General features: G+C 71.2%; 21 protein-coding genes. 16 read left to right on the top strand and 5 right to left on the bottom strand.

All coding sequences use genetic code 11. The features are described from left to right. Positions 1-74 precede the first annotated feature (74 nt). The 11 genes from E4K62_RS16940 to E4K62_RS16890 all read left to right on the top strand — a co-directional run bounded on the left by E4K62_RS16940 (position 75) and on the right by E4K62_RS16890 (position 12297). The gene (locus tag E4K62_RS16940; protein WP_135069757.1) at positions 75-707 is read left to right on the top strand and encodes a GntR family transcriptional regulator; all 633 of its coding nucleotides are present in this window, start codon (positions 75-77) and stop codon (positions 705-707) included. Beyond that, positions 704-2230: an MmgE/PrpD family protein gene (locus tag E4K62_RS16935; protein ID WP_135069754.1), complete on the top strand. Its 1527-nt coding sequence runs from the start codon at positions 704-706 to the stop codon at positions 2228-2230. The genes E4K62_RS16940 and E4K62_RS16935 overlap by 4 nt, the downstream gene beginning before the upstream one ends. 106 nt (positions 2231-2336) lie before the next feature. After that, on the top strand, positions 2337-3236 hold the full coding sequence (gene prpB / locus E4K62_RS16930) for a methylisocitrate lyase (protein ID WP_135069751.1): 900 nt from the start codon (positions 2337-2339) through the stop codon (positions 3234-3236). 24 nt (positions 3237-3260) lie between these two features. Beyond that, on the top strand, positions 3261-4451 hold the full coding sequence (locus E4K62_RS16925; protein WP_135069748.1) for a bifunctional 2-methylcitrate synthase/citrate synthase: 1191 nt from the start codon (positions 3261-3263) through the stop codon (positions 4449-4451). After that, positions 4451-5632 carry a thiolase family protein gene (locus tag E4K62_RS16920; protein ID WP_135069745.1) on the top strand — a complete coding sequence of 394 codons (1182 nt, stop codon included), beginning with the start codon at positions 4451-4453 and terminating at the stop codon, positions 5630-5632. Before E4K62_RS16925 ends, E4K62_RS16920 begins: the two co-directional genes overlap by 1 nt. A 155-nt stretch (positions 5633-5787) precedes the next feature. Next, positions 5788-6564 (top strand): electron transfer flavoprotein subunit beta/FixA family protein, encoded by a 777-nt coding sequence (locus tag E4K62_RS16915; protein WP_135069742.1) that lies wholly within the window; start codon positions 5788-5790, stop codon positions 6562-6564. Between the two features lie 11 nt (positions 6565-6575). Continuing rightward, positions 6576-7556 carry an electron transfer flavoprotein subunit alpha/FixB family protein gene (locus E4K62_RS16910; protein ID WP_135069739.1) on the top strand — a complete coding sequence of 327 codons (981 nt, stop codon included), beginning with the start codon at positions 6576-6578 and terminating at the stop codon, positions 7554-7556. Positions 7557-7564: 8 nt separating this feature from the next. After that, positions 7565-9193, top strand: a complete 1629-nt coding sequence (locus tag E4K62_RS16905) for a cytochrome b/b6 domain-containing protein (RefSeq protein ID WP_135069737.1) — start codon at positions 7565-7567, stop codon at positions 9191-9193. A 230-nt stretch (positions 9194-9423) separates the two neighbouring features. After that, complete coding sequence (locus E4K62_RS16900) at positions 9424-10584, top strand: acyl-CoA dehydrogenase family protein (RefSeq protein ID WP_135069734.1); 1161 nt, start codon at positions 9424-9426, stop codon at positions 10582-10584. Between the two features lie 25 nt (positions 10585-10609). Then, on the top strand, positions 10610-11512 hold the full coding sequence (gene mmsB / locus E4K62_RS16895; protein WP_135069731.1) for a 3-hydroxyisobutyrate dehydrogenase: 903 nt from the start codon (positions 10610-10612) through the stop codon (positions 11510-11512). Positions 11513-11520: 8 nt separating this feature from the next. Then, a complete protein-coding gene (locus E4K62_RS16890; RefSeq protein WP_135069728.1) occupies positions 11521-12297 on the top strand; it encodes an enoyl-CoA hydratase-related protein in 777 nt (258 codons plus the stop codon). 10 nt (positions 12298-12307) lie between these two features. Here the strand turns inward: E4K62_RS16890 and E4K62_RS16885 are convergent, their stop codons facing one another. The 3 genes from E4K62_RS16885 to E4K62_RS16875 form a co-directional block, all read right to left on the bottom strand. Beyond that, positions 12308-12844: a MarR family winged helix-turn-helix transcriptional regulator gene (locus tag E4K62_RS16885; RefSeq protein ID WP_135069725.1), complete on the bottom strand. Its 537-nt coding sequence runs from the start codon at positions 12842-12844 to the stop codon at positions 12308-12310. A 378-nt stretch (positions 12845-13222) separates the two neighbouring features. Then, positions 13223-13987 (bottom strand): coenzyme F420-0:L-glutamate ligase, encoded by a 765-nt coding sequence (gene cofE / locus E4K62_RS16880; RefSeq protein WP_135069722.1) that lies wholly within the window; start codon positions 13985-13987, stop codon positions 13223-13225. Between the two features lies 1 nt (position 13988). Next, positions 13989-14495, bottom strand: coding sequence for a GNAT family N-acetyltransferase (locus E4K62_RS16875; protein WP_135069719.1), 507 nt, complete (start codon positions 14493-14495; stop codon positions 13989-13991). 239 nt (positions 14496-14734) lie between these two features. On the opposite strand from E4K62_RS16875, the gene E4K62_RS16870 reads away from it, so the two are divergent. Then, positions 14735-16093: a hypothetical protein gene (locus tag E4K62_RS16870; protein ID WP_240742741.1), complete on the top strand. Its 1359-nt coding sequence runs from the start codon at positions 14735-14737 to the stop codon at positions 16091-16093. A gap of 380 nt (positions 16094-16473) precedes the next feature. Here E4K62_RS16870 and E4K62_RS16865 read toward each other — a convergent pair whose 3' ends face one another. Together E4K62_RS16865 and E4K62_RS16860 are read right to left on the bottom strand one after the other, a co-directional pair. Continuing rightward, on the bottom strand, positions 16474-17019 hold the full coding sequence (locus tag E4K62_RS16865) for a hypothetical protein (RefSeq protein WP_135069714.1): 546 nt from the start codon (positions 17017-17019) through the stop codon (positions 16474-16476). Next, positions 17016-17699: a hypothetical protein gene (locus E4K62_RS16860; protein ID WP_240742740.1), complete on the bottom strand. Its 684-nt coding sequence runs from the start codon at positions 17697-17699 to the stop codon at positions 17016-17018. The genes E4K62_RS16865 and E4K62_RS16860 overlap by 4 nt, the downstream gene beginning before the upstream one ends. A gap of 72 nt (positions 17700-17771) precedes the next feature. On the opposite strand from E4K62_RS16860, the gene E4K62_RS16855 reads away from it, so the two are divergent. From E4K62_RS16855 to E4K62_RS16840, 4 genes are all read left to right on the top strand, one after another. Further along, on the top strand, positions 17772-18806 hold the full coding sequence (locus E4K62_RS16855) for a LacI family DNA-binding transcriptional regulator (RefSeq protein ID WP_135069711.1): 1035 nt from the start codon (positions 17772-17774) through the stop codon (positions 18804-18806). A 92-nt stretch (positions 18807-18898) separates the two neighbouring features. After that, complete coding sequence (locus E4K62_RS16850; RefSeq protein ID WP_135069708.1) at positions 18899-20230, top strand: extracellular solute-binding protein; 1332 nt, start codon at positions 18899-18901, stop codon at positions 20228-20230. Further along, complete coding sequence (locus tag E4K62_RS16845; protein ID WP_135069705.1) at positions 20227-21177, top strand: carbohydrate ABC transporter permease; 951 nt, start codon at positions 20227-20229, stop codon at positions 21175-21177. The genes E4K62_RS16850 and E4K62_RS16845 overlap by 4 nt, the downstream gene beginning before the upstream one ends. Then, the gene (locus E4K62_RS16840) at positions 21174-22085 is read left to right on the top strand and encodes a carbohydrate ABC transporter permease (protein ID WP_135069702.1); all 912 of its coding nucleotides are present in this window, start codon (positions 21174-21176) and stop codon (positions 22083-22085) included. Before E4K62_RS16845 ends, E4K62_RS16840 begins: the two co-directional genes overlap by 4 nt. The last annotated feature ends 42 nt before the right edge of the window (positions 22086-22127 follow it).

The following is a 22127-nucleotide window of genomic DNA, read 5'->3' as shown; positions in this document are numbered from 1 at the left end:
AATTTCGGGCGATCTCGAGATCGGATCTCTTCGGTGTATACACTGGAGTTCAGATGATCGCCGAAGGAGCAGCCATGCGGGCCAGTGACCGCGCCTACGCGACGCTCCTTGACGAGATCCAGTCCGGTGCGCTGCCCCCCGGTGCGGTTCTCGCAGAGGTCGAGCAGGCGACGCGACTCGGCGTGAGCCGCACGCCGTTGCGAGAGGCCCTCGGGCGTCTCGCCGCCGACGGTCTCGTGGAGCAGGCCTCGCCGCGCGTCACCGTCGTCGCCGGCATCGACGCCGATGACATCCGGGCACTGTTCACCGTGCGCCGTGCCCTTGAGGAGATGGCTGCGCGGCTCGCCGCTTCGACTCCCGACCGATCCGCGTTCACCGCCCTCGCGGCGGAGTTCGCCGCCGCCGAACCCTCGGACCGGGCCGACGCCTACTACGCCCTCATCGCCCGCTTCGACGCGGCGATCGACGCGGCCGTCGTCAACGACTACCTGACCTCCGCCCTGCGCACGGTGCGCACGCACCTCGTGCGGGTGCGGCGGATGGCGCGGGACAACCCCGTACGCCTGCGCGAATCGGCGCGCGAGCATGAACTCATCGCGAGCGCCATCGCCGCCGGCGACGCCGACCTCGCCGCGCACGCGACCCACGTGCACCTGCACAACGCTCTGACCACCATCCTCGAGTCCCTCCCGGAGGAACAGCCATGACCATCACCCACCACGTTCGCGTGCACCGCAGCGACGAGGACCTTCCCCGCGAGGGGCAGCTGGCGTGGGCGATCGCGCGCGTGGCGACCGACGAGGTCGCCGTCGACGAAGACGTCGCCGACATGATCATCAACCGCGTCATCGACAACGCCGCCGTGGCCGCGGCATCCCTCAGCCGCCGCCCGGTCAGCGCCGCCCGTCAGCAGGCCCTGGACCACCCCGTCTCGATCGGCGGCGTCGGCGCCACCGTCTTCGGATGCGCACTCGAGCGGCGCACGAGCCCCGAGTGGGCGGCATGGGCCAACGGCGTCGCCGTGCGCGAGCTGGACTACCACGACACCTTCCTGGCCGCGGAGTACTCCCACCCCGGCGACAACATCCCGCCGATCCTCGCCGTCGCCCAGCACACCGGCCGTGACGGCGCCGCGCTGCTGCGGGGCCTGGCCACCGGCTACGAGATCCAGATCGACCTCGTCCGCGCGATCTCGCTGCACAAGCACAAGATCGACCACGTCGCCCACCTCGGCCCCTCGGCGGCGGCCGGCATCGGGACGCTGCTGGGCCTGGACATCGAGACGATCTACCAGGCCGTCGGCCAGGCGCTGCACACCACCACCGCGACGCGGCAGTCGCGCAAGGGCGAGATCTCCACGTGGAAGGCGCACGCGCCGGCGTTCGCCGGGAAGATGGCGGTCGAGGCCGTGGACCGCGCGATGCGCGGCGAGACCAGTCCCTCGCCCATCTACGAGGGTGAAGACGGCGTCATCGCGTGGCTGCTGGACGGCAAGGACGCGGCGTACGACGTGCCCCTCCCCGGTGAGGGCGAGTCCAAGCGCGGCATCCTCGACTCGTACACGAAGGAGCACTCCGCGGAGTACCAGGCGCAGGCGTGGATCGACCTCGCGCGCCGCCTCGGGGCGGAGCATCCCGAGCTCCGCGATCCCGCGAACGTGGCCTCGATCGTGCTGCACACCAGCCACCACACGCACTACGTGATCGGCTCCGGTGCCGGCGACCCGCAGAAGTACGACCCGACGGCCTCGCGCGAGACCCTCGACCACTCCATCCCGTACATCTTCACCGTCGCCCTGCAGGACGGGGCGTGGCACCACGTCCACTCGTACGCCCCCGAGCGCGCGGGGCGCCTGGACACCGTCGAGCTGTGGCACAAGGTCACCACCGCCGAGGACGCGGAGTGGACGCGCCGCTACCACTCGGAGGATCCGAACCAGAAGGCCTTCGGCGGCCGCGTCGTGATCACGCTGGCCGATGGGACGACGATCGAGGACGAGATCGCCGTCGCCGACGCCCACCCCCTCGGCGCCCGCCCGTTCGCGCGGGAGGACTACGTCCGCAAGTTCCGGCTGCTGGCCGAGCCGGTGCTGCTGCCGGAGGAGATCGAGCGCTTCCTCGACCTCGCCCAGCGCCTTCCCGAGCTCACCGCGGCCGAGGTGCTGCAGCTGAACATCACCGCCAAGCCCGGCGTGCTCGCGATGGCGCCCGCACCAAAGGGGCTGTTCTGATGCCCCGCCCCGTTCAGAATTCAGGAGAAACCGGCCGCCGGATGCCCCGGAGCGGCGTCGTCGCGGCGTGTCTCCTGAATTCTGAACCTGACGAAGGAGAACGCTGATGCTGTACGCGCAGACACCGGCGGCCGAGAAGCGCCGCCTCTTCCGCGAGCGGCTCGCCACGGGTGAGCTGCTGCGGTTCCCGGGGGCGTTCAACCCGCTCTCGGCCCGCCTCATCGAGCGGAAGGGCTTCGAGGGCGTCTACATCTCCGGCGCCGTGCTCTCCGCCGACCTCGGGCTGCCCGACATCGGCCTCACCACGCTCACCGAGGTCGCCGGCCGCGGGCAGCAGATCGCCCGCATGACGGAGCTCCCCGCCATCATCGACGCCGACACCGGGTTCGGCGAGCCGATGAACCTCGCGCGCACGATCCAGACGCTCGAGGACGCGGGCCTTGCCGGCACGCACATCGAGGACCAGGTGAACCCCAAGCGGTGCGGCCACCTCGACGGCAAGGCGGTGGTGGATGCCGACACCGCCGTCAAGCGGATCCGCGCCGCCGTCGACGCGCGGCGCGACCCGAACTTCCTCATCATGGCACGCACCGACATCCGCGCCGTGGACGGACTGGATGCGGCGATCGACCGCGCCAAGGCGCTCGTGGACGCCGGCGCGGACGCGATCTTCCCGGAGGCGATGCGGTCCCTGGAGGAGTTCGCCGCGGTGCGCGCGGCGGTGGACGTGCCGATCCTGGCCAACATGACCGAGTTCGGCAAGAGCGACCTGTTCTCGGTCGACCAGCTGCGTGATGTCGGCGTGAACATCGTCATCTGGCCGGTGTCGCTGCTGCGCATGGCGATGGGGGCGGCCGAACGCGCGCTGGACACGCTCGTCGACGAGGGCCATCTCACGTCGAAACTCGACGAGATGCAGCATCGCGCAGATCTCTACGACCTGATGGACTACGAGGGCTACAACCACTTCGACACGAGCGTGTTCAACTTCACCGTCGCCCGCTGACGCGGCATCCTCTAAGGAACGGCAATGACCGACACCGACATCAAGAAGGGCCTCGCCGGCGTCGTCGTGGACTACACGGCGGTCAGCAAGGTCAACCCGGAGACCAACAGCCTGCTCTACCGCGGCTACCCCGTGCACGAGCTCGCGGCGACGCAGCCCTTCGAGGCGGTGGCGTACCTGCTGTGGCACGGTGAGCTGCCCACCGACGAGCAGCTCGCGGAACTGCGCGCCACGGAGCGGCAGCATCGGGCGCTGCATCCCGACGTCAAGGCCGCGATCGACCTGCTGCCGACCAGCGCGCACCCGATGGACGAGGTGCGCACCGCCGTCAGCGTCATCGGGGCGCAGGGCACCGCCGGCATCGCCAACGTGATGGACGCGGTGGGCACTCCCGAGGAGAACCTGGATCGCAGCATCCGCCTGTTCGCCCAGCTGCCCGCGATCGTCGCCTATGGCCAGCGCCGGCGCCGGGGACTGGAGCTCGTCGAGCCCCGCGACGACCTCGACTACGCCGCGAACTTCCTGTGGCAGACCTTCGGCGAGGAGTCCGACACAGTGGTCGTCGATGCGTTCAACCGCTCGATGATCCTCTACGCCGAGCACTCCTTCAACGCCTCCACCTTCACCGCGCGCGTCATCACCTCGACCCTCAGCGACCTGTACTCCGCCGTCGTGGGCGCCATCGGTGCGCTGAAAGGTCCTCTGCACGGCGGGGCCAACGAGGCCGTGCTGCACATCTTCGAGGAGATCGGCACGGCTGAGAACGTCGTGCCGTGGCTGGATGCCGCGCTCGCCGAGAAGCGCAAGATCATGGGCTTCGGGCACCGCGTGTACAAGCGCGGCGACTCGCGGGTGCCCACGATGAAGGCGGCGCTGGAGACCCTCGTCGCCCACTACGACCGCCCCGACGTTGCCGAGCTGTACGACGCCCTGGAGCGGGAGTTCGTCGAGCGCAAGGGGATCTACCCGAACCTCGACTACCCGTCGGGCCCCGCGTACGACCTCATCGGTTTCGACATCCTCACCTTCACGCCGTTGTTCGTCGCGGCCCGCATCACCGGCTGGACCGCGCACATCATGGAGCAGCAGGCCGCCAACGCCCTCATCCGCCCGCTGTCGGAGTACAACGGGCCCGACGAGCGGCACATCCAGGGGTACGTCCCCGACACCGCGGTGATCGAGGTCGCCGAGCGCGCGGAGGAAGCGGCGGGCTGATGACCGAGAAAGTCGTGATCCTCGCCGGCGCCCGCACGCCCGTCGGCAGCTTCGCCGGGTCGCTGTCGAGCGTGCCGGCGCACGAGCTGGGCGCGACGGCGGTCACGGCGGCGCTCGCGCGGGCAGGCGTCTCCGGCGAGGATGTCGGCGAAGTCGTGATGGGATGCATCGCCCAGAACGGTCCCGACGCGTACAACGCGCGGCGCGTCGCGCTCGCCGCGGGCCTGCACCCGCGTATCCCCGCGTTCACGGTCAACCGCCTGTGCGGATCGGGCCTGCAGGCCATCTGGTCGGGCGCGCAGGAGCTCTTGTGGGGCGGCGTCGACGTCGTCGTCGCCGGCGGCGACGAGAGCATGTCGCGCACGCCGTTCCTCGACTTCCAGGCGCGGTCCAACGCGCGGCTGGGCGACCGGAAGCTCCTCGACGGTACGCTCGCCATCCTCACCGACCCCTTCAGCGGCCGGCACATGGGCACCACCGCCGAGACGGTGGCGACGCGCTACGGGGTGAGCCGGCAGGCGCAGGACGAGTTCGCAGTGGAGAGCCAGCGACGGGCGGCATCGGATGCGGCGCGTGCGGCGTTCGCGGAGGAGATCGTGCCGGTCACCACGGGCGGTCGCCGCCCCGTCGAGGTCTCCGTCGACGAGCATCCCCGCCCGGGCACGACGGTCGAGGTGCTCGCCGGGCTGCGTGCGGCATTCGAGGAGGGTGGCAGCGTCACGGCGGGCAACTCCTCCGGCATCAACGACGGTGCCGCCGCGACGGTGCTCCTGCGCGAGTCGGACGCCCGCGAGCGCGGCCTGAGCGGCCTCGCCACGATCGAGGCGGTCGTGACGGCAGGCATCGAGCCGGAGATCATGGGCTATGCGCCCGTGATCGCGCTGGATCGGCTGTGGCAGCAGACCGGTCTCTCGCCGAGCGATGTGGACGTCATCGAGCTCAACGAGGCCTTCGCATCGCAGGCCATCGCCGTCATCCGCGATGCGGGACTGGACCCGGCGAAGACGAACCCGTACGGCGGCGCAATCGCCCTCGGTCACCCGGTCGGCGCGACGGCCGCGATCCTCACCCTGCGCGCGGCGATGGATCTGCACCGCCGCGACCTCGAATACGCCGTCGTCACGATGTGCATCGGGGGAGGCCAGGCCCTCGCGGCTCTGCTCCGCCGGTGGGACGGCTGAGCCGCCACCGCGAGACCAGGGGTCGACATGCCGCCGCGTGCGCGCCACGGTATGTATACATAAACGCGGTGTGAGTGCCCGGGTGAACCGCGCAGGCGCCGGATTGGGTACATTGCGTTCCGCGCCGTAGACTCGAAGCATCGTGAGGAGATGACATGAGGATCGTCGTCCTGGTCAAGGAAGTCCCGGATACCTACGGGGACCGCAAGCTCTCTCTGGAGACGGGTCTGGCCGATCGAGCAGCGAGCGAGAGCGTGCTGGACGAGATCGGCGAGCGCGCACTGGAGGTGGCGCTGTCGTTCGCGGACAAGAACGCCGGCACCGAGGTGGTCGTCCTGTCGATGGCGCCCGAAAGCGCGCAGGCGACGGTCCGGAAGGGCCTGGCCATGGGTGCCGGATCCGCCGTGCAGGTCGTGGATGAGGGTCTGCGGGGCGCAGATATGGGCCTGACCGCCGAGGTTCTCGCGGCCGCGGTGAAGCGGACCGGGTTCGATCTCGTGGTCGCGGGGAACCAGTCCACCGACGGCACGGGCGGTGTCGTGCCGGCGATGCTCGCCGAACTGCTGCAGGTGCCGCATCTGACGGCGCTGAGCTCGGTGGAGATCGGCGAGGACGTCGTGCGCGGCGCGCGCGCCTCCGACGCGGGCACCATGACGGTGTCGGCACCGTTGCCGGCGGTGATCTCGATCACCGAAGCCCTTCCCGACGCGCGCTTCCCCAACTTCAAGGGCATCATGGCCGCCAAGAAGAAGCCCTTCGAGACGCTGTCGCTGGCCGACCTCGAGGTCGACCCGATGGACCCGGGTGCAGCGCGATCCATCATGATCGCCGTCTCGGAGAAGCCCCCGCGCGAGGCGGGCGTGAAGATCACCGACGAGGGCGACGCCGGCGAGAAGCTGGCCGACTTCCTGGCGTCGAACCGCCTGGTGTGAGAGGCATCGAGATGACTGATTTCGCAGCGGATTCCATCCTCGTCATGGTCGACGTCATGCCCTCGGGCGAGCTCGCCAAGAGTGCCGCAGGACTTCTGGGCGCGGCCTCGGGTGTCGGCACCCCCGTGGCCGTCGTCGTGACCACGCCCGAGCTGCTCTCCGCGGCCGCCGAGCAGGCCGCCTCCCTCGGCGCACACACGGTGCTCACGGCGACCGGCGACACGAGCGTCCTCTCGGCGCCGGCGGTCGACGCGCTCGTCGCGGCGGCCGGGCTCGTCCGTCCGGACGCGATCCTCGTGTCCAATTCCATCGAGGGGCGCGACATCGCCGGACGGTTCGCCGCACGCACACGCTCCGGGATCGCCGCCGACGCCGTCGGCGTCTCACGCGACGACGAGGGCATCGTGGCGCACCACTCCGTCTACGGCGGCGCGTACAACGTCGATTCCGCCGTCACCTTCGGCGCGCCGGTCATCACGGTGCGCCAGGGCGCGATCGACGCGCGAGCTGAGGCGCAGCCGCTGAACGCGGTGCCGCTCGAGGTGGCACCGGCCGGCGCCCCCTCCGCCACGGTCGAATCCTTCGACCAGGTGCAGGCGACCTCCACCCGGCCGGAGCTCCGCGGCGCCGCCAAGGTCGTCGCGGGCGGCCGCGGACTCGGCTCGAAGGAGAAGTTCGAGCTGGTCGATCAGCTGGCCGACGCCCTCGGAGCCGCCGTGGGCGCCTCGCGCGCGGCGGTGGATGCCGGCTACGTGCCGCACTCCTACCAGGTCGGGCAGACCGGCGTCTCGGTGTCGCCGCAGCTCTACATCGCCCTCGGCATCTCCGGCGCCATCCAGCACAAGGCGGGGATGCAGACGGCGAAGACGATCGTGGCGATCAACAAGGACGGGGATGCGCCGATCTTCGAGATCGCCGACTTCGGCGTCGTCGGCGACGTCTTCACCGTCGTGCCGCAGCTGATCGCGGCGCTCGAGGCGAAGAAGAAGTAGGCGCGCACATGGCGACGTACGCGAGATCGGTGCGCCGCGGCCTGCCGCGCGTGGCCGGGGGCGACCCGTGGCCGCCCGCCGACGTCGTGGCGGTCACGGCTGACGGACCCGACGCGCCCCCGACTTCCACAGCCGCGTCCGCGCCGGCCGCGGTCGAGGTGCCGGCGCCCGCCGTCGAGCGGGCCGCTCCCGCAGTGAACGACGCCGCCACGGCGCCGGCCCGGACGACCGCGTCACGGCCTCAGGTGCGCCGGGGGCTCCCGCGCGTGCCCGGCGGCGAGCCGTGGCCTCCGGCCGACGCCGCCGTCCCTGCAGCGCAGGCCACCGTCGCCTCCCCGCACGCTTCCGCCGAGCCGGCGCCGCAGTCCTCCGCCGCGGCGGAGAGCCCCGCCGCACACGCATCGGCGCGTCCGTCCGCTCCTCCCGTCGCCGCTGCAGCGGCCGGTGACGGCGTCGCACTGCGCCGAGGGCTGCCGCGCGTAGCCGGCGGCGAGCCCTGGCCGCCCGCCGGGTTCGCCCCGACCTCCGCCCCCGCCGCCGAGGCGGACCCGGATGCGGTGGCGGCGGTCGTCTCCGAGCAGCCCCCTGCCGCCTCGGCCGAGGCCGCCGTGCCGGTGCCCTCCGGGCCGCGCGCACCGCTGCCCTTCACACCGGCGGTGTGGCCGGGAGCCGCCGCATCCGCTCCTCGGGCCGCGGAGCGTGCGGAGCCCCGGCGCTACGGGCCTTTCACGCGCTTGCAGTGGGCCGGCGCCGTCGTCGTGCTCGGTGCCGGTCTGCTCATCGCCGCGGGAATGGCCGTCGCTCTCGTGCGGTGGCTGCTGTCGACGCAGTGGGGCGAGGGCTTCCTGGCGCAGTACCCGGGCGAATACCACCTTCCCGAGGGCGCCCCCGTCGGGTTCCCGGCGTGGCTGGGATGGCAGCACTTCTTCAACGCGTTCCTGATCATCCTCATCATCCGATCGGGACTGCAGGTGCGCCGGGAGAAGCGGCCGAGCGTGTTCTGGTCGCCGCGCGGCAACTCCAAGCGCAAGATCAGCCTCGCACTGTGGTTCCACCAGTCGCTGGACATCCTGTGGCTCGTGAACGGCGTGGTGTTCGTCATCCTGCTGTTCGTCTCCGGGCAGTGGATGCGCATCATCCCCACCTCGTGGGAGGTCTTCCCCAACGCCGTCTCGGCGGCGCTGCAGTACGTGTCGCTGGACTGGCCCACCGAGAACGGATGGGTCAACTACAACGCCCTGCAGCAGATCGCCTACTTCACGACGGTCTTCGTGGCCGCGCCCCTGGCGGCCCTGACCGGCGTGCGGATGAGCGGCATCTGGCCGAAGGACGCGACCACGCTGAACCGCCTGTATCCGCTCGAGTGGGCTCGGCGCATCCACTTCCCCGTCATGATCTACTTCGTGGTGTTCATCGTCGCGCACGTCGCGCTGGTGTTCGCCACGGGGGCGCTGCGCAACCTGAACCACATGTACGCGGCGCAGGGATCGGTGGACCCGAACGCGTACGCGGACAACTGGACCGGATTCTGGATCTTCATCGGCTCGGTGGTCGTCATGGCCGCCGCCTGGATCGCGGCGCGGCCGCTCGTGCTGGCGCCCATCGCGCGGCTGTTCGGCAAGGTCAGCGGCCGATGAGCCCGACCGCTCCCCCCGGCTGCGTGCCGGGGGGAGCGGGTGACACCCGCTGCGCGACGGTTCCCGAGCGTCCCCGCGCTCGCCGACGATGAACGGTCCTGAGGCTTGCGTGCGTCGGCGGAGAAACACTTCGGAGCCCTAGCGACTCGTAGGGCGTCCAGCTAAAGTGAGGGCGTCGCGCACCACCCCGCGCCGACGCCCGCAGGTTCTCCCACAAGGACGTGAATCCGATGACCACCACCGCCCTGCCCACCGAACCCATGGATCCCGAGGAGCGTGCCGCCATTGTCGCGGCGGTCCGGGATTTCGCGGAGGCCGAGCTCGCGCCGCACGCGCTGGAGTGGGACGAACGCAAGCACTTCCCCCGCGACGCCCTCCGCCGTGCCGGCGAGCTCGGGCTGGGCGGCATCTACGTCCGCGAGGACGTCGGCGGGAGTGCCCTGAGCCGCGCCGACACGGCCCTCATCTTCGAGGAGCTGGCCAAGGGCGATCCCGCCGTGGCCGCCTACATCTCGATCCACAACATGGTCGCGTGGATGATCGATGCCTACGGCACCGACGCGCAACGCCAGGAATGGCTGCCGCAGCTGACGGGCATGACGGGATTCGGCAGCTACTGCCTCACTGAGCCGGGCGCGGGGTCGGATGCGGCGGCCATCACCACGACCGCAGTCCGCGACGGCGACGGCTTCGTGATCACCGGCGTGAAGCAGTTCATCTCGGGAGCAGGCGAGGCGGCCGTCTACGTCGTGATGGCCCGCACGGGCGGACCGGGGGCACGCGGCATCAGCGCGTTCCTCGTGCGCGCCGACGCTCCGGGTCTCTCCTTCGGGGCGAACGAGAAGAAGATGGGGTGGAACGCCCAACCCACGCGGCAGGTCGTCTTCGACGGTGTGCGCGTCCGCGCAGAGGACCTCCTCGGCGGGGAGGGGCAGGGGTTCGCCATCGCGATGTCGGGGCTGGACGGCGGGCGGCTCAACATCGCCGCCTGCTCCCTCGGCGGCGCGCAGTGGGCGCTGGAGCGGGCGACGCGCTATGTTCACGAGCGCTCGGCCTTCGGTGAGCCGCTGGATGAGCGGCAGTCGGTCGTGTTCACCCTCGCCGACATGGCCACCGATCTGTACGCCGCGCGAACGATGGTGCTCGACGCCGCGGCATCCGTCGACGCCAAGGCTCCGGATGCATCTGTGCGGTGCGCGATGGCCAAGCGCTTCGCCACCGACACCGGGTTCCGCGTCGCCAACGCCGCGCTCCAGCTGCACGGCGGATACGGCTATCTGCACGACTACGGGATCGAGAAGGTGGTCCGCGACCTGCGGGTGCACCAGATCCTCGAGGGCACGAACGAGATCATGCGCGTGATCATCGGCCGGCACCTCGTCGCCACGTGACCGATCGCACGAAGGAGACCGCACGATGAGGATCGCATTCCTGGGCTTGGGACACATGGGGCTGCCGATGGCCCGCAACCTCGCATCCGCGGGACATGAGGTCGTGGTGTTCGACGTGGTCCCCGCCGCGCTGGACGCCGGCCGGGAGGCGGGGCTGCCGGCAGCGGCGTCGGGCGCCGAGGCCGCCGCATCCGCCGACGTGGTGATCACGATGTTCCCCGAGGGACGCCACGTGCTCGCCGCCTATCGCGGGTCGGAGGATTCCGCCGGACTCCTGCAGTCCGCCCGGCCGGGCACGCTGTTCGTGGACTGCTCCACGATCGCCGTCGACGACGCGCGTGCCGCGCACGCGCTCGCCGAGGCCGCCGGGCATCGCAGCCTCGACGCCCCGGTGTCGGGCGGGGTCGTCGGCGCCGAGAACGCGACTCTGGCGTTCATGGTCGGCGGCGACGAGGCCGACCTCGAGGAAGCCCGCCCGCTGCTGGAACGGATGGGGCGGCGCATCGTGCACTGCGGCGGACCTGGCCTCGGCCAGGCGGCGAAGGTGTGCAACAACATGATCCTGGGCGTGAGCCAGATCGTGGTGGCCGAGGCCTTCGTGCTCGGGGAGCGGCTGGGCCTGTCGCACGAGGCGCTCTTCGAGGTCGCCGCGAACGCGTCGGGGCAGTGCTGGGCGCTCACGACGAACTGTCCCGTGCCCGGCCCCGTGCCCACGAGCCCCGCGAACAACGACTACCGCCCCGGCTTCGCCGGCGCCCTCATGGCGAAAGACCTGGGGCTCGCCGCCCACGCCATCGCCCGCACCGGAGTGGACGCGCAGATGGGGCTGCTGGCCCAGGCGCTCTACGCGCAGTTCGCGGAGGGGCCCGGAGCAGGGCAGGATTTCTCCGGGATCATCCACACCATCCGGTCCGGTGAGGCCGCGTAAGGAGCGACATGACCAGCTATGACACCATCCTCGTCGAACAGCGTGGACGGGTCGGGTGGATCACGCTCAACCGCCCGGACGCGCTCAACGCCCTGAACACGCGCGCGATGCACGAAATCGTCGTGGCCGCCGAGGGATTCGACCGCGACCCCGGGGTCGGTGCGATCGTCGTCACCGGATCCGAGCGCGCGTTCGCCGCCGGCGCCGACATCAAGGAGATGGCCGACAAGAGCTCGGTCGACATGGTGCTGGATGACCACTTCGGGGCGTGGAACCGGTTCGCCGCCGTGCGCACCCCGGTCATCGCCGCCGTCTCCGGCTACGCGCTGGGCGGCGGGTGCGAACTCGCGCTCATGTGCGACATCATCCTCGCCGCCGACACCGCGGCGTTCGGGCAGCCCGAGATCGCGCTCGGGGTCATCCCCGGGATGGGAGGCACGCAGCGCCTGGTGCGCGCGCTCGGGTACTACAAGGCTGCCGACCTCGTGCTCACCGGGCGCCGGATCGGTGCGGACGAGGCCGAGCGCGCCGGGCTGGTCTCCCGCGTCGTGCCCGCGGGGGAGCTCCTCGCCGTCGCGGGAGAGGTCGCCGACGGGATCGCCGCGAAGTCGCTGCCGTCACTGTACGCAGCGAAGGCGGCGCTGGACGCGGCGCTGGAGACCCCCCTGAGCGCGGGCCTGCGGTACGAGAGCGCCGCCTTCACGTCGCTGTTCGCCACGGAGGATCAGAAGGAGGGCATGGCTGCCTTCCGGGAGAAGCGCTCGCCGGAGTTCACGGGGCGCTGATCAGGCGGGCCTACAGCGGGTCGGGCTGGGGGCGCGGGTCGTCGAAGTCGCCGGCCCCCTTGCGCATGCGGGCGAGAATCGCGACCAGCTCGTCGGTGTCTTCCGCACTGAGCCCCGGCTGCGCGAACACCTCCTCGTTCAGTCGCGCGGTGGCCTGCTCGGACAGCTCGCGTCCGCTGTCGGTCAGCACGATCAGGGTGACGCGACCGTCCTCGGGGTGTGGCTCGCGCCGGACGTACCCGCCGGCCTGGAGGCGGTCGACCGTGTTGGTGACACTGGTGGGATGCACCTGGAGGCGTGCGGATGCGGAGGCCATCGGCATCCGCCCGCTCCGGGACAGGCGCAGCAGGGTGAGGAGCTCGTAGCGCGCGAACGTGAGGCCGAAGGGACGCAGCGCCGCGTCCACGCGGGCGAGCACGAGCTGCTGTGCGCGCATGATCGAGGTCACCGCCGCCATGCCGGGGGCGGCGTCGGTCCATCCGTGGGCGACCCACTGCCGCTTGGCTTCAGCGATCGGGTCGATCCGGAGTCGTCGGGGACCGGGCACGGCGCACCGCCTTTCGCGGTCTACGGTACCGGTGCCGCTCGTCCGGCCCTCAGTGGAGGCCGCCGCCGGTTCCGATCTCCTCGAATCCGTGCCGGGATGCGCCGAAACCGGGCCGATGGGGCCTCCGCGGCGTCGGTTTTGAGGAGTTCGGGACGGGACAGGCCCGGGCGGAGGGGAGGCGGCCCCGCGCGGCGCGCGCGGCTGCTCTCCGTCTTGGCGTGCCCGCGCCCGAGGTCCGGGAGGCGGTTCCGGTTCCGAACTCCTCGAATCCGCGCCGCGATCCGCCGAAAAGGGGCCGATCGGGCGGACGGCGCGTCGGTCTTGAGGAGTTCGGGACGGGGCGGGGCGAGGAAGGAGAGGGAGCCGGAGCGAGGCGCCTCAGTCGGGGAGGCGGGATGCGGCGCCGTCGGCGAGACCGGCGGCGTAGGCCTCGTCCGCGCCGAGGCGGAACATGTCGCGCTCGGCGGGGCGGACGATCGCGCGCGCGCCGGGCAGGTCGAGCGCGCCGACGAGGTCGGCGCGGCCCCGCACCACGGCGACCGGAAGACGGGCCGCCTTGCCCTTGACGAGGTCGGCGGCGGAGGCGAGCTCGTCGGCCACGCACGGCATCGTGACCACGAGCGGGCGGCCCTCCGCGTCGGCGCCGCCCCGCAGGTCTTCGAACACCTGCACCCCGCCCGCCCCGATCGCGGCGTCGGTCTGGCCCTCCCGCCACGCCCGTCCCAGGGTGTCGGAGATGAGTACCCCCACGAGGGCGCCGGTCCGTTCCCGCAGGCCCGCCGCGAGCGCCCGCGCCGACGCATCCGGATCCTCGGGCAGGAGGAGGACGGTGCCCTGCGGGGTGTTGCTGGCGTCGACGCCGGCGGCGGCGGAGACCATGCCGAGCCGGTTCTCGACGATGCGCGTGACATGACCGGTGGGAGACGTACGGGATGCCACGACGCGCACGGTCTCGGCGGTGATGGCCGCTTCGCGGTCGTCGGCCACGACGAAGCGGTCCTCGGCCTTCGACACGATCTTGGAGGTGACCACGACGATGTCGCCGTCCTGCAGCTCCCCGCGGGCGGCCTCGGCGATCAGCTCGACGAGGTCGGTGCCCGGCGCGACCTCCCCGATGCCCTCGAGGGCCCACACCTGCAGCACGTCAGCGGACGAAGCGGACTTCGGTGAGGGTCTCGCCGAGGAACGGCTCGGTGTGGGATGCCCCGTCCAGAGCGAAGCCGTTGCGCGTGTAGAACCGGTGCGCGCGGGGGTTGTCTTCGGCCACCCACAGGTACAGCGGCTCGTCCTTGGTCACGACGGCGTCGAAGAGCATCTGGCCGATGCCGGTGCCGTGCCACGCGTCGAGCAGATAGATGAAGTAGAGCTCGCGGTTGCGGGGAGCATCGCGGTCGCGGGCCGGGCCCGAGCCGGCGAACCCGACGATGTCGCCCTTGACCAGCGCGGCGCGCATGGTGAACTCCGGGCCCTGGACGGCCCAGTGGGTCCACAGCTCGGCCATCCGCTTGGGGGAGACCCGCTCGAGGGCGGCCTTGCTGATCAGGTGGTCGTAGGTCTCGTGCCAGCACGTCGCGTGCACGCGCCCCAGGGCTTCGGCATCCACGTCCCGCACCGGACGGACGACGATGTCAGTCTGCAGTTCGGCTTCCATGGGGCAGACTCTACGCGCGGCCCCCCGGCGGCGGAAATCGAGCGTCGCGCCGTTGCGCGAACCGGCTCGGGCGGACGTGATCCGGCCCTCCGCCACCATCCCGGGTTCGCGCCACTTCCGTGCAACTGCGCCGATTAAGGATGGCGCGGATGCACGGATGTGTGGCGAACGTGCGGTTCGGCCGGACCCGGGCGCGGCGAGGCGGCGCCCGGCGGCAGACCGGCCGCTACTGTGAGACCGTGCGCGCGGTGGTCGGCTCGGTCGGACGGCTGCTCGTCGCGCACTGGCCGGCACTGCTGGCATGGTTCCTCGCGGGGATGCTGGGGCGTTACCTCGCCATCGAACTGGCGGGTTTCGTCGGGGCCTTCACCGCGATCGGCGGTCTGCTCCTGCTGCCGCTGGCGATCCTCTCGCGCCTGGTCGGTTTCGTGGCGATGTTCCTCGTACTGCGCGAGGGCATGGTCCGCCTCGGCGCGATCGCGCCTCTTCCCGCCGACGCACGCGCCCGCCGGCGCTCCTTCCGTGATGCGCTGCTGGCGGCGATCCTGCCGTTCTTCGCCGTCTACGCCGCGTGGGGGTTCCTTCGCGAAGACGTCGTGGCGTACCTGTCCCGCGCCCTGGAGGTGCAGACGGAACGGCGTTTCGCCGAGGGCGTGTCGGCCGTCGACACCGCCGGTACGGTCGACCGGCTCGGATTCGAGCCGTGGACCATCGCCGTCATCGTGCTCGCCCTCGCCGGCCGGTGGGCGTGGAAGAAGTGGGCCGCACGGGTGCCGCGCTGTTTCGCGGTGGGAGCGGTGTACCTCGAGGCCGTGTGGGTCTTCCTCACGGTGCTGCTCATCTCCGACGTGCTCGGACAGGTGAACGCGTGGGTGCAGGCTCGTCAGGCCATGGCGTGGCTGGCGGATCTGCGCACGTGGCTCGCCGAGATGGTGTCGCCGGTGGCCTGGACATGGGATGCGGTGGAGTGGCTGGTCGGCGAGATCGGCGGCGTCGTCCTGCTGCCCCTGGCCTGGCTGACGATCGCCGGGGTGATCTACGGGCAGGCGGTGGCGCCCGAGGGCGTCACGGTGCGTGCGCGCATCCTGGAGCGCGTGCGCGGGCGGTACAGCGCCCTGCCGCAGCTGCTCCGGCGCCGCCTGACCGACATCGGATCGGGCCTGGGGGAACGGTTCCGCCCGATCTGGCGCGCTCTCGTGCTGATGTGGCGGGGTGGGCCGATCCTCATCGGCGGATACGTCCTGCTCTACGCGCTCCTCGTCCTGGGCGGTCGGATGCTGGAGTGGGGCGTGACGCGGCTGATCGGGCCGCAGGACTTCTGGACGTTCTGGCTCGTGGCCGACTCCCTCCTGGCGCTGGCGGTGCTGGCGATCACCGATCCGCTCCGCACCGTGCTGGTCGCCAGCGCGTACGACGCCACCGTGGGGGCGCTGATCGGCGCACCGGTGGTGGCATCAGGGCACGTCGACGACGAGTCGGAGGAAGCGCGGCAGCTCGTGCACGATCGTGAGGTCGAGGCCGAGCGGGCCCGAGACGTCGTCGGGGACGAGGAACGGGACGACGACGGTGTAGGCGCCGGTGCGATCGGGCGCGCATGACGCCGGACGCTCGTCGTAGGGGATGCCGGAGAGCCCGCCCGCCGCATCCCACTGCCGGCCGGCCCCGCTCAGCTCCCTGAGCATGGGGGAGCCGCAGGTCGCCGGCCCTTCGCCCGTGCGCACGGGCACCTCGACGGTCACGACCTTCGTCCCGTCGGGGAGATCGCGCGTGTCACCGGCAGGAACGACGGATGCTGTCGCCGGGCCGTAGCTCGCGCCGCCGAAGTCGACCGGCGCGTCCTGATCGACGGTGACGGCGAAGACGCGGTCGCGGCCGAACATCGACCACCACTCGTTCCCGCCGATGACCACCGCCGTGGCGGGGACGAGCACGGCGACCGCCACGAGTGCGAAGGCGTTGCGGCGAAACCATCGGCTGCTCACGGTCGCGCCCACCCGGTCTCCGTCAGCTCCACGCTGTCGACGGGGTCGAGGTCGGCCAGATCGAGGGGCAGCTCGATGAGCGAGTCCAGCCGGGTCTCCCAATCCCCGGACAGGCGGAGGACCGCCTGCTCGTGCACGGCATCCGGCGGCAGTTCGAACGCGAGGCTCCCTTCGCGGGGGATGCCGACCAGCAGCGGCTGCTGGAAGAACGAGGGCGGCCGTTCACTGGCGCGGTAGGTGCGCTCGCCGATCGCGAGGCTGGCCCCACCCAGGGCCGTGCGGTCCTCCTCCCTCGCGGCGGCCGCGTCGAGGTCGACCACGAGCCATACGCCTTCGCCGGCCCACGCGCCGGCGCTCACATGTTCTGCCAGGCGCACATCCGTCACCGTGACCGTGATGGAGCGCCCCCGCGCTTCCTCGCCCAGGGCGGCGGGCACCACGAAGGGAGCCTCGTCGGCGTCCGCGGTGGGTGTCGCCAGCGTCACCAGCCACGCCCCGAAGAGCAAGGCGGCGCCCATCGGCCATGCCAGCCAGCGTCTCATCGCGGTTCCTCCGTGGACGCGCCTGCGCCGACGTCGGTGATGCTCACCGAGACACGCGCGGCCAGGACCGGATCGACCCACGCCTCGCCGGCGGTCACGAGCCGTCCGACGGACAGCCGGGTGTCGTGCAGCTCGACGGAGAGGGTGTCGCCCGCCTCGAAGGCGCCGGCATCCACGGTCCACGCCATCACGACCTCCGCGGGCACGCGCGGCTGCAGCCACGGAGAGTGCGTCGCGTCGTCGTAGCGTGCCACGGCGTCGGGGCGGGTGTCGCCGACGCCGGAGATGCGCACGGCCTGGGTCACGCTCGTATCCCCGGTGGTGGGGAGGGGGTGCGTCCAGCGGTTCTCGACCGTGGCGATCAGCGCGAGCACCCGCTCCCCGGCCCCGGCCTCCACGCCGACTTCGGGGAGGTCGTCGACGAGCACCGCGCGTTGCACCGAAAGGGCGAGCTGGTCGTTGATGTGCTCCTGGCCGGCGGACAGCTCCCGGACCGGCTCGGCCGCCACCGTCGACAGGCCGCCGAAAGCCGCGGTGCCGGCGAGGAAGAGCGCCGTGGCGAGACCGGCGAACCACGTGGTGGGGACGCGGTCGGTCGCTGCGCGTATCCAGCGCAGCCCCCGCCCGCGGGCAGGAGCGGACGGCTGATCGCCCCCACCGTTCGGCGCCCCCGCGTTCACGGCGCCAGCCTAGAGGACGCGGGGGATGCCGGCCCGTCCGGCGCGGTCGTGCCGTCGCCCTATCCTGAGCACATGCGAACGGCCCGCGCGACGGTCAAAGACGTCGCGGCACTTGCCCGCGTGTCGCCCAAGACCGTGTCGAACGTGCTCACGGGGGCCGTCCACGTCCGTCCCGACACCCGGGCGCGCGTCGAGCAGGCCATGACCGCCCTGGATTTCGTGCCCAACCTGAGCGCGCGAGGTCTGCGCAGCGGGCGCTCCGGGGTCATCGCGGTCGCGCTCCCCGACCTGGCGACGGCGTACTCGGCCGACCTCCTGCACTTCCTCGTCGAGGCGGCGCACGGGCGCGGCTTCGCGGTGCAGATCGAGGAGACCGCCGACCGTCCGCAGCGCGAGCGCGATCTGCTCACCCGCGCACGCGCGCACCTCGTGGACGGCCTCATCCTGAATCCGATCCGGCTCGAGGACAGTGTGATCGACCGCGCCGACGACCTGCCGCCGGTCGTCCTGATCGGCGAGGTGGAGCAGCACCGGACGGATCGCGTGCTCATCGACAGCCGCCGGGCGGCGAAGGATGCGGCGCTGCACCTGATCGCCCGCGGTGCCCGGCGCATCGCCGCGATCGGTGGCGACGACCGGCCCGAGCACGCCACGGCGACCAGTCGTCTGCGGCTGGCCGGGTTCCGCGACGCGCTGATCGAATCGGGGCTGGACCCGGACCCCGCCCGCGAGGTGAACCTTCTGCCGTGGAGCATGGCGACGGGTGCCGCGGCGGTCCGTGAACTGCGCACGCGCGGCGTGCAGATCGATGCGATCCTCGCGTTCACCGACTCCCTGGCCGTCGGCGCCATCCGCGAACTCGCCGAAGCCGGGCTGCGGGTGCCCGACGACGTGCTGGTGGCCGGTTTCGACGACATCGAAGTCGCGCGGTTCACGACTCCGTCCCTGACGACGGTGGGCTTCGATCGGCGCCTCTTCGCGCACGAGTCGCTGCGCCTCCTCGTCGAGCGGATCGACCGGCCCGGGCAGGCGCCGCAGGCGGTCACCATCCCGCACCACGTCGTGGAGAGGGAGAGCACCGCGACCCGCATCCCGCCGGCCGGCTGAGTGCCGGTGTTCCGCGAAAGCACTTGCCCCGCCGTTACATCGATGTAAGGATGCTGTCCATCCTCCCCTGGACGGGTCACGAAGGAGTGGCGATGACGGCACCTTCCGCCTTCAGCAGAAGGCAGTTCCTCGGACTGGCGACGGCGCTGGCGGGAACGGCAGCGCTGGCGGCATGCACCCCCGGTGCGGTCACGCCCGGCGCGCGCCCACTGGAGTTCTGGCATCTGCTCAGCGGTGCCGACGGCGTCACGATGTCGGGGCTGATCGACACCGCCAACGCGGGGCAGAGCTCCTACCTCGTGCGCCCGACGGTGCTGTCGTGGGGTGAGCCGTATTACACCAAGCTCGCGATGGCGGCCGCCGGCGGGCGGGCGCCGGACCTGTCGGTCATGCACGCGTCGCGCGTGGTGGGGTACGCCCCCGGTGGCCTCCTGGACCCGTGGGATGTGGGCCGGCTCGCCGAACTGGGGGTCGAGAAGAACACGTTCCCCGCGGCGATCTGGGAGAAGGGCTTCGTCGGCGACGACCTCTACAGCCTGGCGCTGGACGCGCACCCGTTCATCCTGATGTACAACACCGAGATCTGCGAGCGCGCCGGCGTCTTGGACGGCGACGGGCGCCTGCGTCCGGTGTCATCGCCGGAGGAGTTCCTCGAACTCGCCCGCGCTGTGGCGGTGGAATCGGAGGGCCACGGCCTGTCGTACGGGTACCTCGGCGACGGCGCCCAGATGTGGCGCCTCTTCTACACCTTCTACACCCAGCACGGGATGGAGATCGGGCTGCCCGAAGGGGGCAGCGCCGACATGGACGACGACGTGGCGGTCGCGTCCCTGACGTTCATGCAGCAGCTCCTGGACGGCGAGATCGCCGCGCGGGAGAACGACTACCAGTCCGCGATCGCCGAATTCGCGACCGGTCGGAGCGGACTGTTCCTCACCGGCGTGTGGGAGCTGCGCTCGATGCAGGAGCAGGATCTGCCGCTGGATGCCACGATCATCCCCAGCCTCTTCGGCACCCCGAGCGTCTATGCCGATTCGCACGCGTTCACCCTGCCCCACCAGAACGCCCCCGACCCGCAGACCCGCGACCTCGTCTACCGGTTCGTCGCCGACATCCTCAAAGGCTCGTTCGACTGGGCCGGGGCCGGGCACATCCCGGCGTACCTGCCCGTCACCGAGGCGCCCGACTACGCCGACCTGCTTCCGCAGGCCCACTACGCCGAGGCCGCCGAGTACGTGCGCTACGACCCGCCGGCGTGGTTCACCGGTTCGGGGTCGCGCTTCCAGGCCGAGTTCGGCTCGGCGGTGCAGAACGTGCTGCTCGGCGGGGACGACCCCTCCGCGGCGATCGCGCGGTTCCGCTCCCGGCTGGACTCGCAGCTGAGAACGCCCAATCCGGCCAACCCGGAAGGGGGCACGGCATGACCGCCACCGCATCCGCCCCCACGACCACGACCGTGGTGACCGGGCGCGCCGCCGCCGGCACCCGGCGCCATGCGGGGGAGCGACGGAAGGCGGCCGCGGCGTGGGGCTTCCTCGCGCCCTTTCTCCTCGCTTTCCTCCTGTTCCTGGTGTGGCCGCTTCTGCACGGGCTGTATCTGAGCTTCACCAACCAGTCCCTCACCGGCGCCGGGGGAGCGTTCGTGGGATTCGCGAACTACGCCGAGGCGCTCACCGATCCGGTCATGTGGCGCTCTTTGGGTAACACCGCGTGGTTCACGATCCTCTCCACCGTGCCGCTCGTGCTGGTCGCGCTGGTCATGGCGCTCCTCGTGCACCGCGGCCTTCCCGGTCAGTGGCTGTGGCGGCTGTCGTTCTTCCTGCCGTATCTGCTGGCCTCGACCGTGATCTCGCAGATCTGGGTGTGGATCTTCAACCCGCAGATCGGCGCCGCCAACCGGATTCTGGAGTCCTTCGGGCTCGAGCCGCTCGCCTGGCTGCAGAGTCCCGACACCAACATGTACGCGATCGTGATCGCCACGGTGTGGTGGACGGTGGGCTTCAACTTCCTGCTCTACCTCGCAGCGCTGCAGAACATCCCCGAGCAGCAGTACGAGGCGGCGTCCCTCGACGGCGCAGGGCCGTGGCGGCAGTTGTGGTCGATCACCCTTCCGCAGCTCGGTCAGGTGACGGTGCTCATCGTCATCCTGCAGATCCTGGCCTCGCTGAAGCTCTTCGACCAGGCGTACCAGATGCTCGGCGGCATCGCGAGCGACACGACCCGCTCGATCGTCCAGTACATCTACGAGGCGGGCTTCGTCGGCTACCGCTTCGGGTACTCCGCCGCCATCTCGTACGTCTTCTTCGCGATCATCGTCATCATCGGCGTCATACAGGCGTTCGCACTGCGTCGCCGGGGGGAGCAGTCATGAGCACCACCGCGCAGGCCCGCGCCCCTCTCGCCACCCCCGAGGGCGCGGCGGACACCCCCGATCGCGTCCGGAAGCCGGGCGCCCGTCGGTTCAGCCTTCTCAACGTCCTCGCCTTCATCGCCCTCGCCCTCATGGCGATCGGCTGGCTGCTGCCGTTCCTGTGGGCCGTGGCGACGTCGTTCATGACCGAGACGGATGCCGCGTCCGGGGGGAGCTGGATCGGAGCAACCGGTCCGACCATCGATGCGTATTCCACGATCCTGGCGCAGGGGAACGTCTACATCTGGGCGTTCAACAGCCTGTGGACCTCCGCCGCGGTCACGCTCATCACCATCGCCATCTCCGCTCTCGCGGCCTACGCGTTCTCGCGGCTGGAGTTCCCGGGCAAGAGCCTCCTCTACGGCGTCGTGATCGCCTCGATCGTCGTGCCGCCGCAGGTGCTCATCATTCCGCTGTTCTACGAGATGCTCGCCTTCAACCTCGTCGACACCCCCCTCGGGCTGATCCTGCCGCAGGTGGTCGCGCCGGCGATGGTGTTCATCCTGAAGAAGTTCTTCGATCAGGTGCCCATCGAGCTCGAGGACGCGGCGCGGGTGGACGGGGCGGGGCGCGTGCGCGTGTTCTGGTCGGTCGTGCTGCCGCTCTCGCGCGGCATCCTCGCGGCCGTGGCGATCTTCGTCTTCATCACGACCTGGAACAACTTCCTCTGGCCCTTCCTCATCATCAACGACACCAACCTGATGACGCTGCCGGTGGGCCTGCAGACCGTCATCAGCGCATACGGCGTGCAGTACGCGCAGATCATGGCGCAGGCCGTGCTCGCCTCCGTGCCGCTGATCGTGCTGTTCCTGATCTTCCAGAAGCAGATCGTGCGCGGTGTCGCCACGACCGGCTTCGGCGGCACCTGAGCCGTCTGCGCAGCATCCCCACCCCTCGTCGAACAGGAGAAC

The organism is Microbacterium wangchenii (assembly GCF_004564355.1).
GTDB lineage: Bacteria > Actinomycetota > Actinomycetes > Actinomycetales > Microbacteriaceae > Microbacterium > Microbacterium wangchenii.
This window is presented reverse-complemented; position numbering and strand designations above follow the sequence as displayed.

What these genes read in the sequence shown, in the direction of transcription:
- E4K62_RS16865 (WP_135069714.1), bottom strand. Translation starts at nt 17,019, where the DNA reads ATGAGACGCTGGCTGGCATGGCCGATGGGCGCCGCCTTGCTCTTCGGG.
- E4K62_RS16845 (WP_135069705.1), top strand. Translation starts at nt 20,227, where the DNA reads ATGACCGCCACCGCATCCGCCCCCACGACCACGACCGTGGTGACCGGG.
- E4K62_RS16920 (WP_135069745.1), top strand. Translation starts at nt 4,451, where the DNA reads ATGACCGAGAAAGTCGTGATCCTCGCCGGCGCCCGCACGCCCGTCGGC.
- E4K62_RS16840 (WP_135069702.1), top strand. Translation starts at nt 21,174, where the DNA reads ATGAGCACCACCGCGCAGGCCCGCGCCCCTCTCGCCACCCCCGAGGGC.
- E4K62_RS16900 (WP_135069734.1), top strand. Translation starts at nt 9,424, where the DNA reads ATGACCACCACCGCCCTGCCCACCGAACCCATGGATCCCGAGGAGCGT.
- E4K62_RS16935 (WP_135069754.1), top strand. Translation starts at nt 704, where the DNA reads ATGACCATCACCCACCACGTTCGCGTGCACCGCAGCGACGAGGACCTT.
- E4K62_RS16905 (WP_135069737.1), top strand. Translation starts at nt 7,565, where the DNA reads ATGGCGACGTACGCGAGATCGGTGCGCCGCGGCCTGCCGCGCGTGGCC.
- E4K62_RS16890 (WP_135069728.1), top strand. Translation starts at nt 11,521, where the DNA reads ATGACCAGCTATGACACCATCCTCGTCGAACAGCGTGGACGGGTCGGG.
- E4K62_RS16915 (WP_135069742.1), top strand. Translation starts at nt 5,788, where the DNA reads ATGAGGATCGTCGTCCTGGTCAAGGAAGTCCCGGATACCTACGGGGAC.
- prpB (WP_135069751.1), top strand. Translation starts at nt 2,337, where the DNA reads ATGCTGTACGCGCAGACACCGGCGGCCGAGAAGCGCCGCCTCTTCCGC.
- E4K62_RS16875 (WP_135069719.1), bottom strand. Translation starts at nt 14,495, where the DNA reads ATGGAAGCCGAACTGCAGACTGACATCGTCGTCCGTCCGGTGCGGGAC.
- E4K62_RS16850 (WP_135069708.1), top strand. Translation starts at nt 18,899, where the DNA reads ATGACGGCACCTTCCGCCTTCAGCAGAAGGCAGTTCCTCGGACTGGCG.
- E4K62_RS16910 (WP_135069739.1), top strand. Translation starts at nt 6,576, where the DNA reads ATGACTGATTTCGCAGCGGATTCCATCCTCGTCATGGTCGACGTCATG.
- E4K62_RS16925 (WP_135069748.1), top strand. Translation starts at nt 3,261, where the DNA reads ATGACCGACACCGACATCAAGAAGGGCCTCGCCGGCGTCGTCGTGGAC.
- E4K62_RS16855 (WP_135069711.1), top strand. Translation starts at nt 17,772, where the DNA reads ATGCGAACGGCCCGCGCGACGGTCAAAGACGTCGCGGCACTTGCCCGC.
- E4K62_RS16940 (WP_135069757.1), top strand. Translation starts at nt 75, where the DNA reads ATGCGGGCCAGTGACCGCGCCTACGCGACGCTCCTTGACGAGATCCAG.
- mmsB (WP_135069731.1), top strand. Translation starts at nt 10,610, where the DNA reads ATGAGGATCGCATTCCTGGGCTTGGGACACATGGGGCTGCCGATGGCC.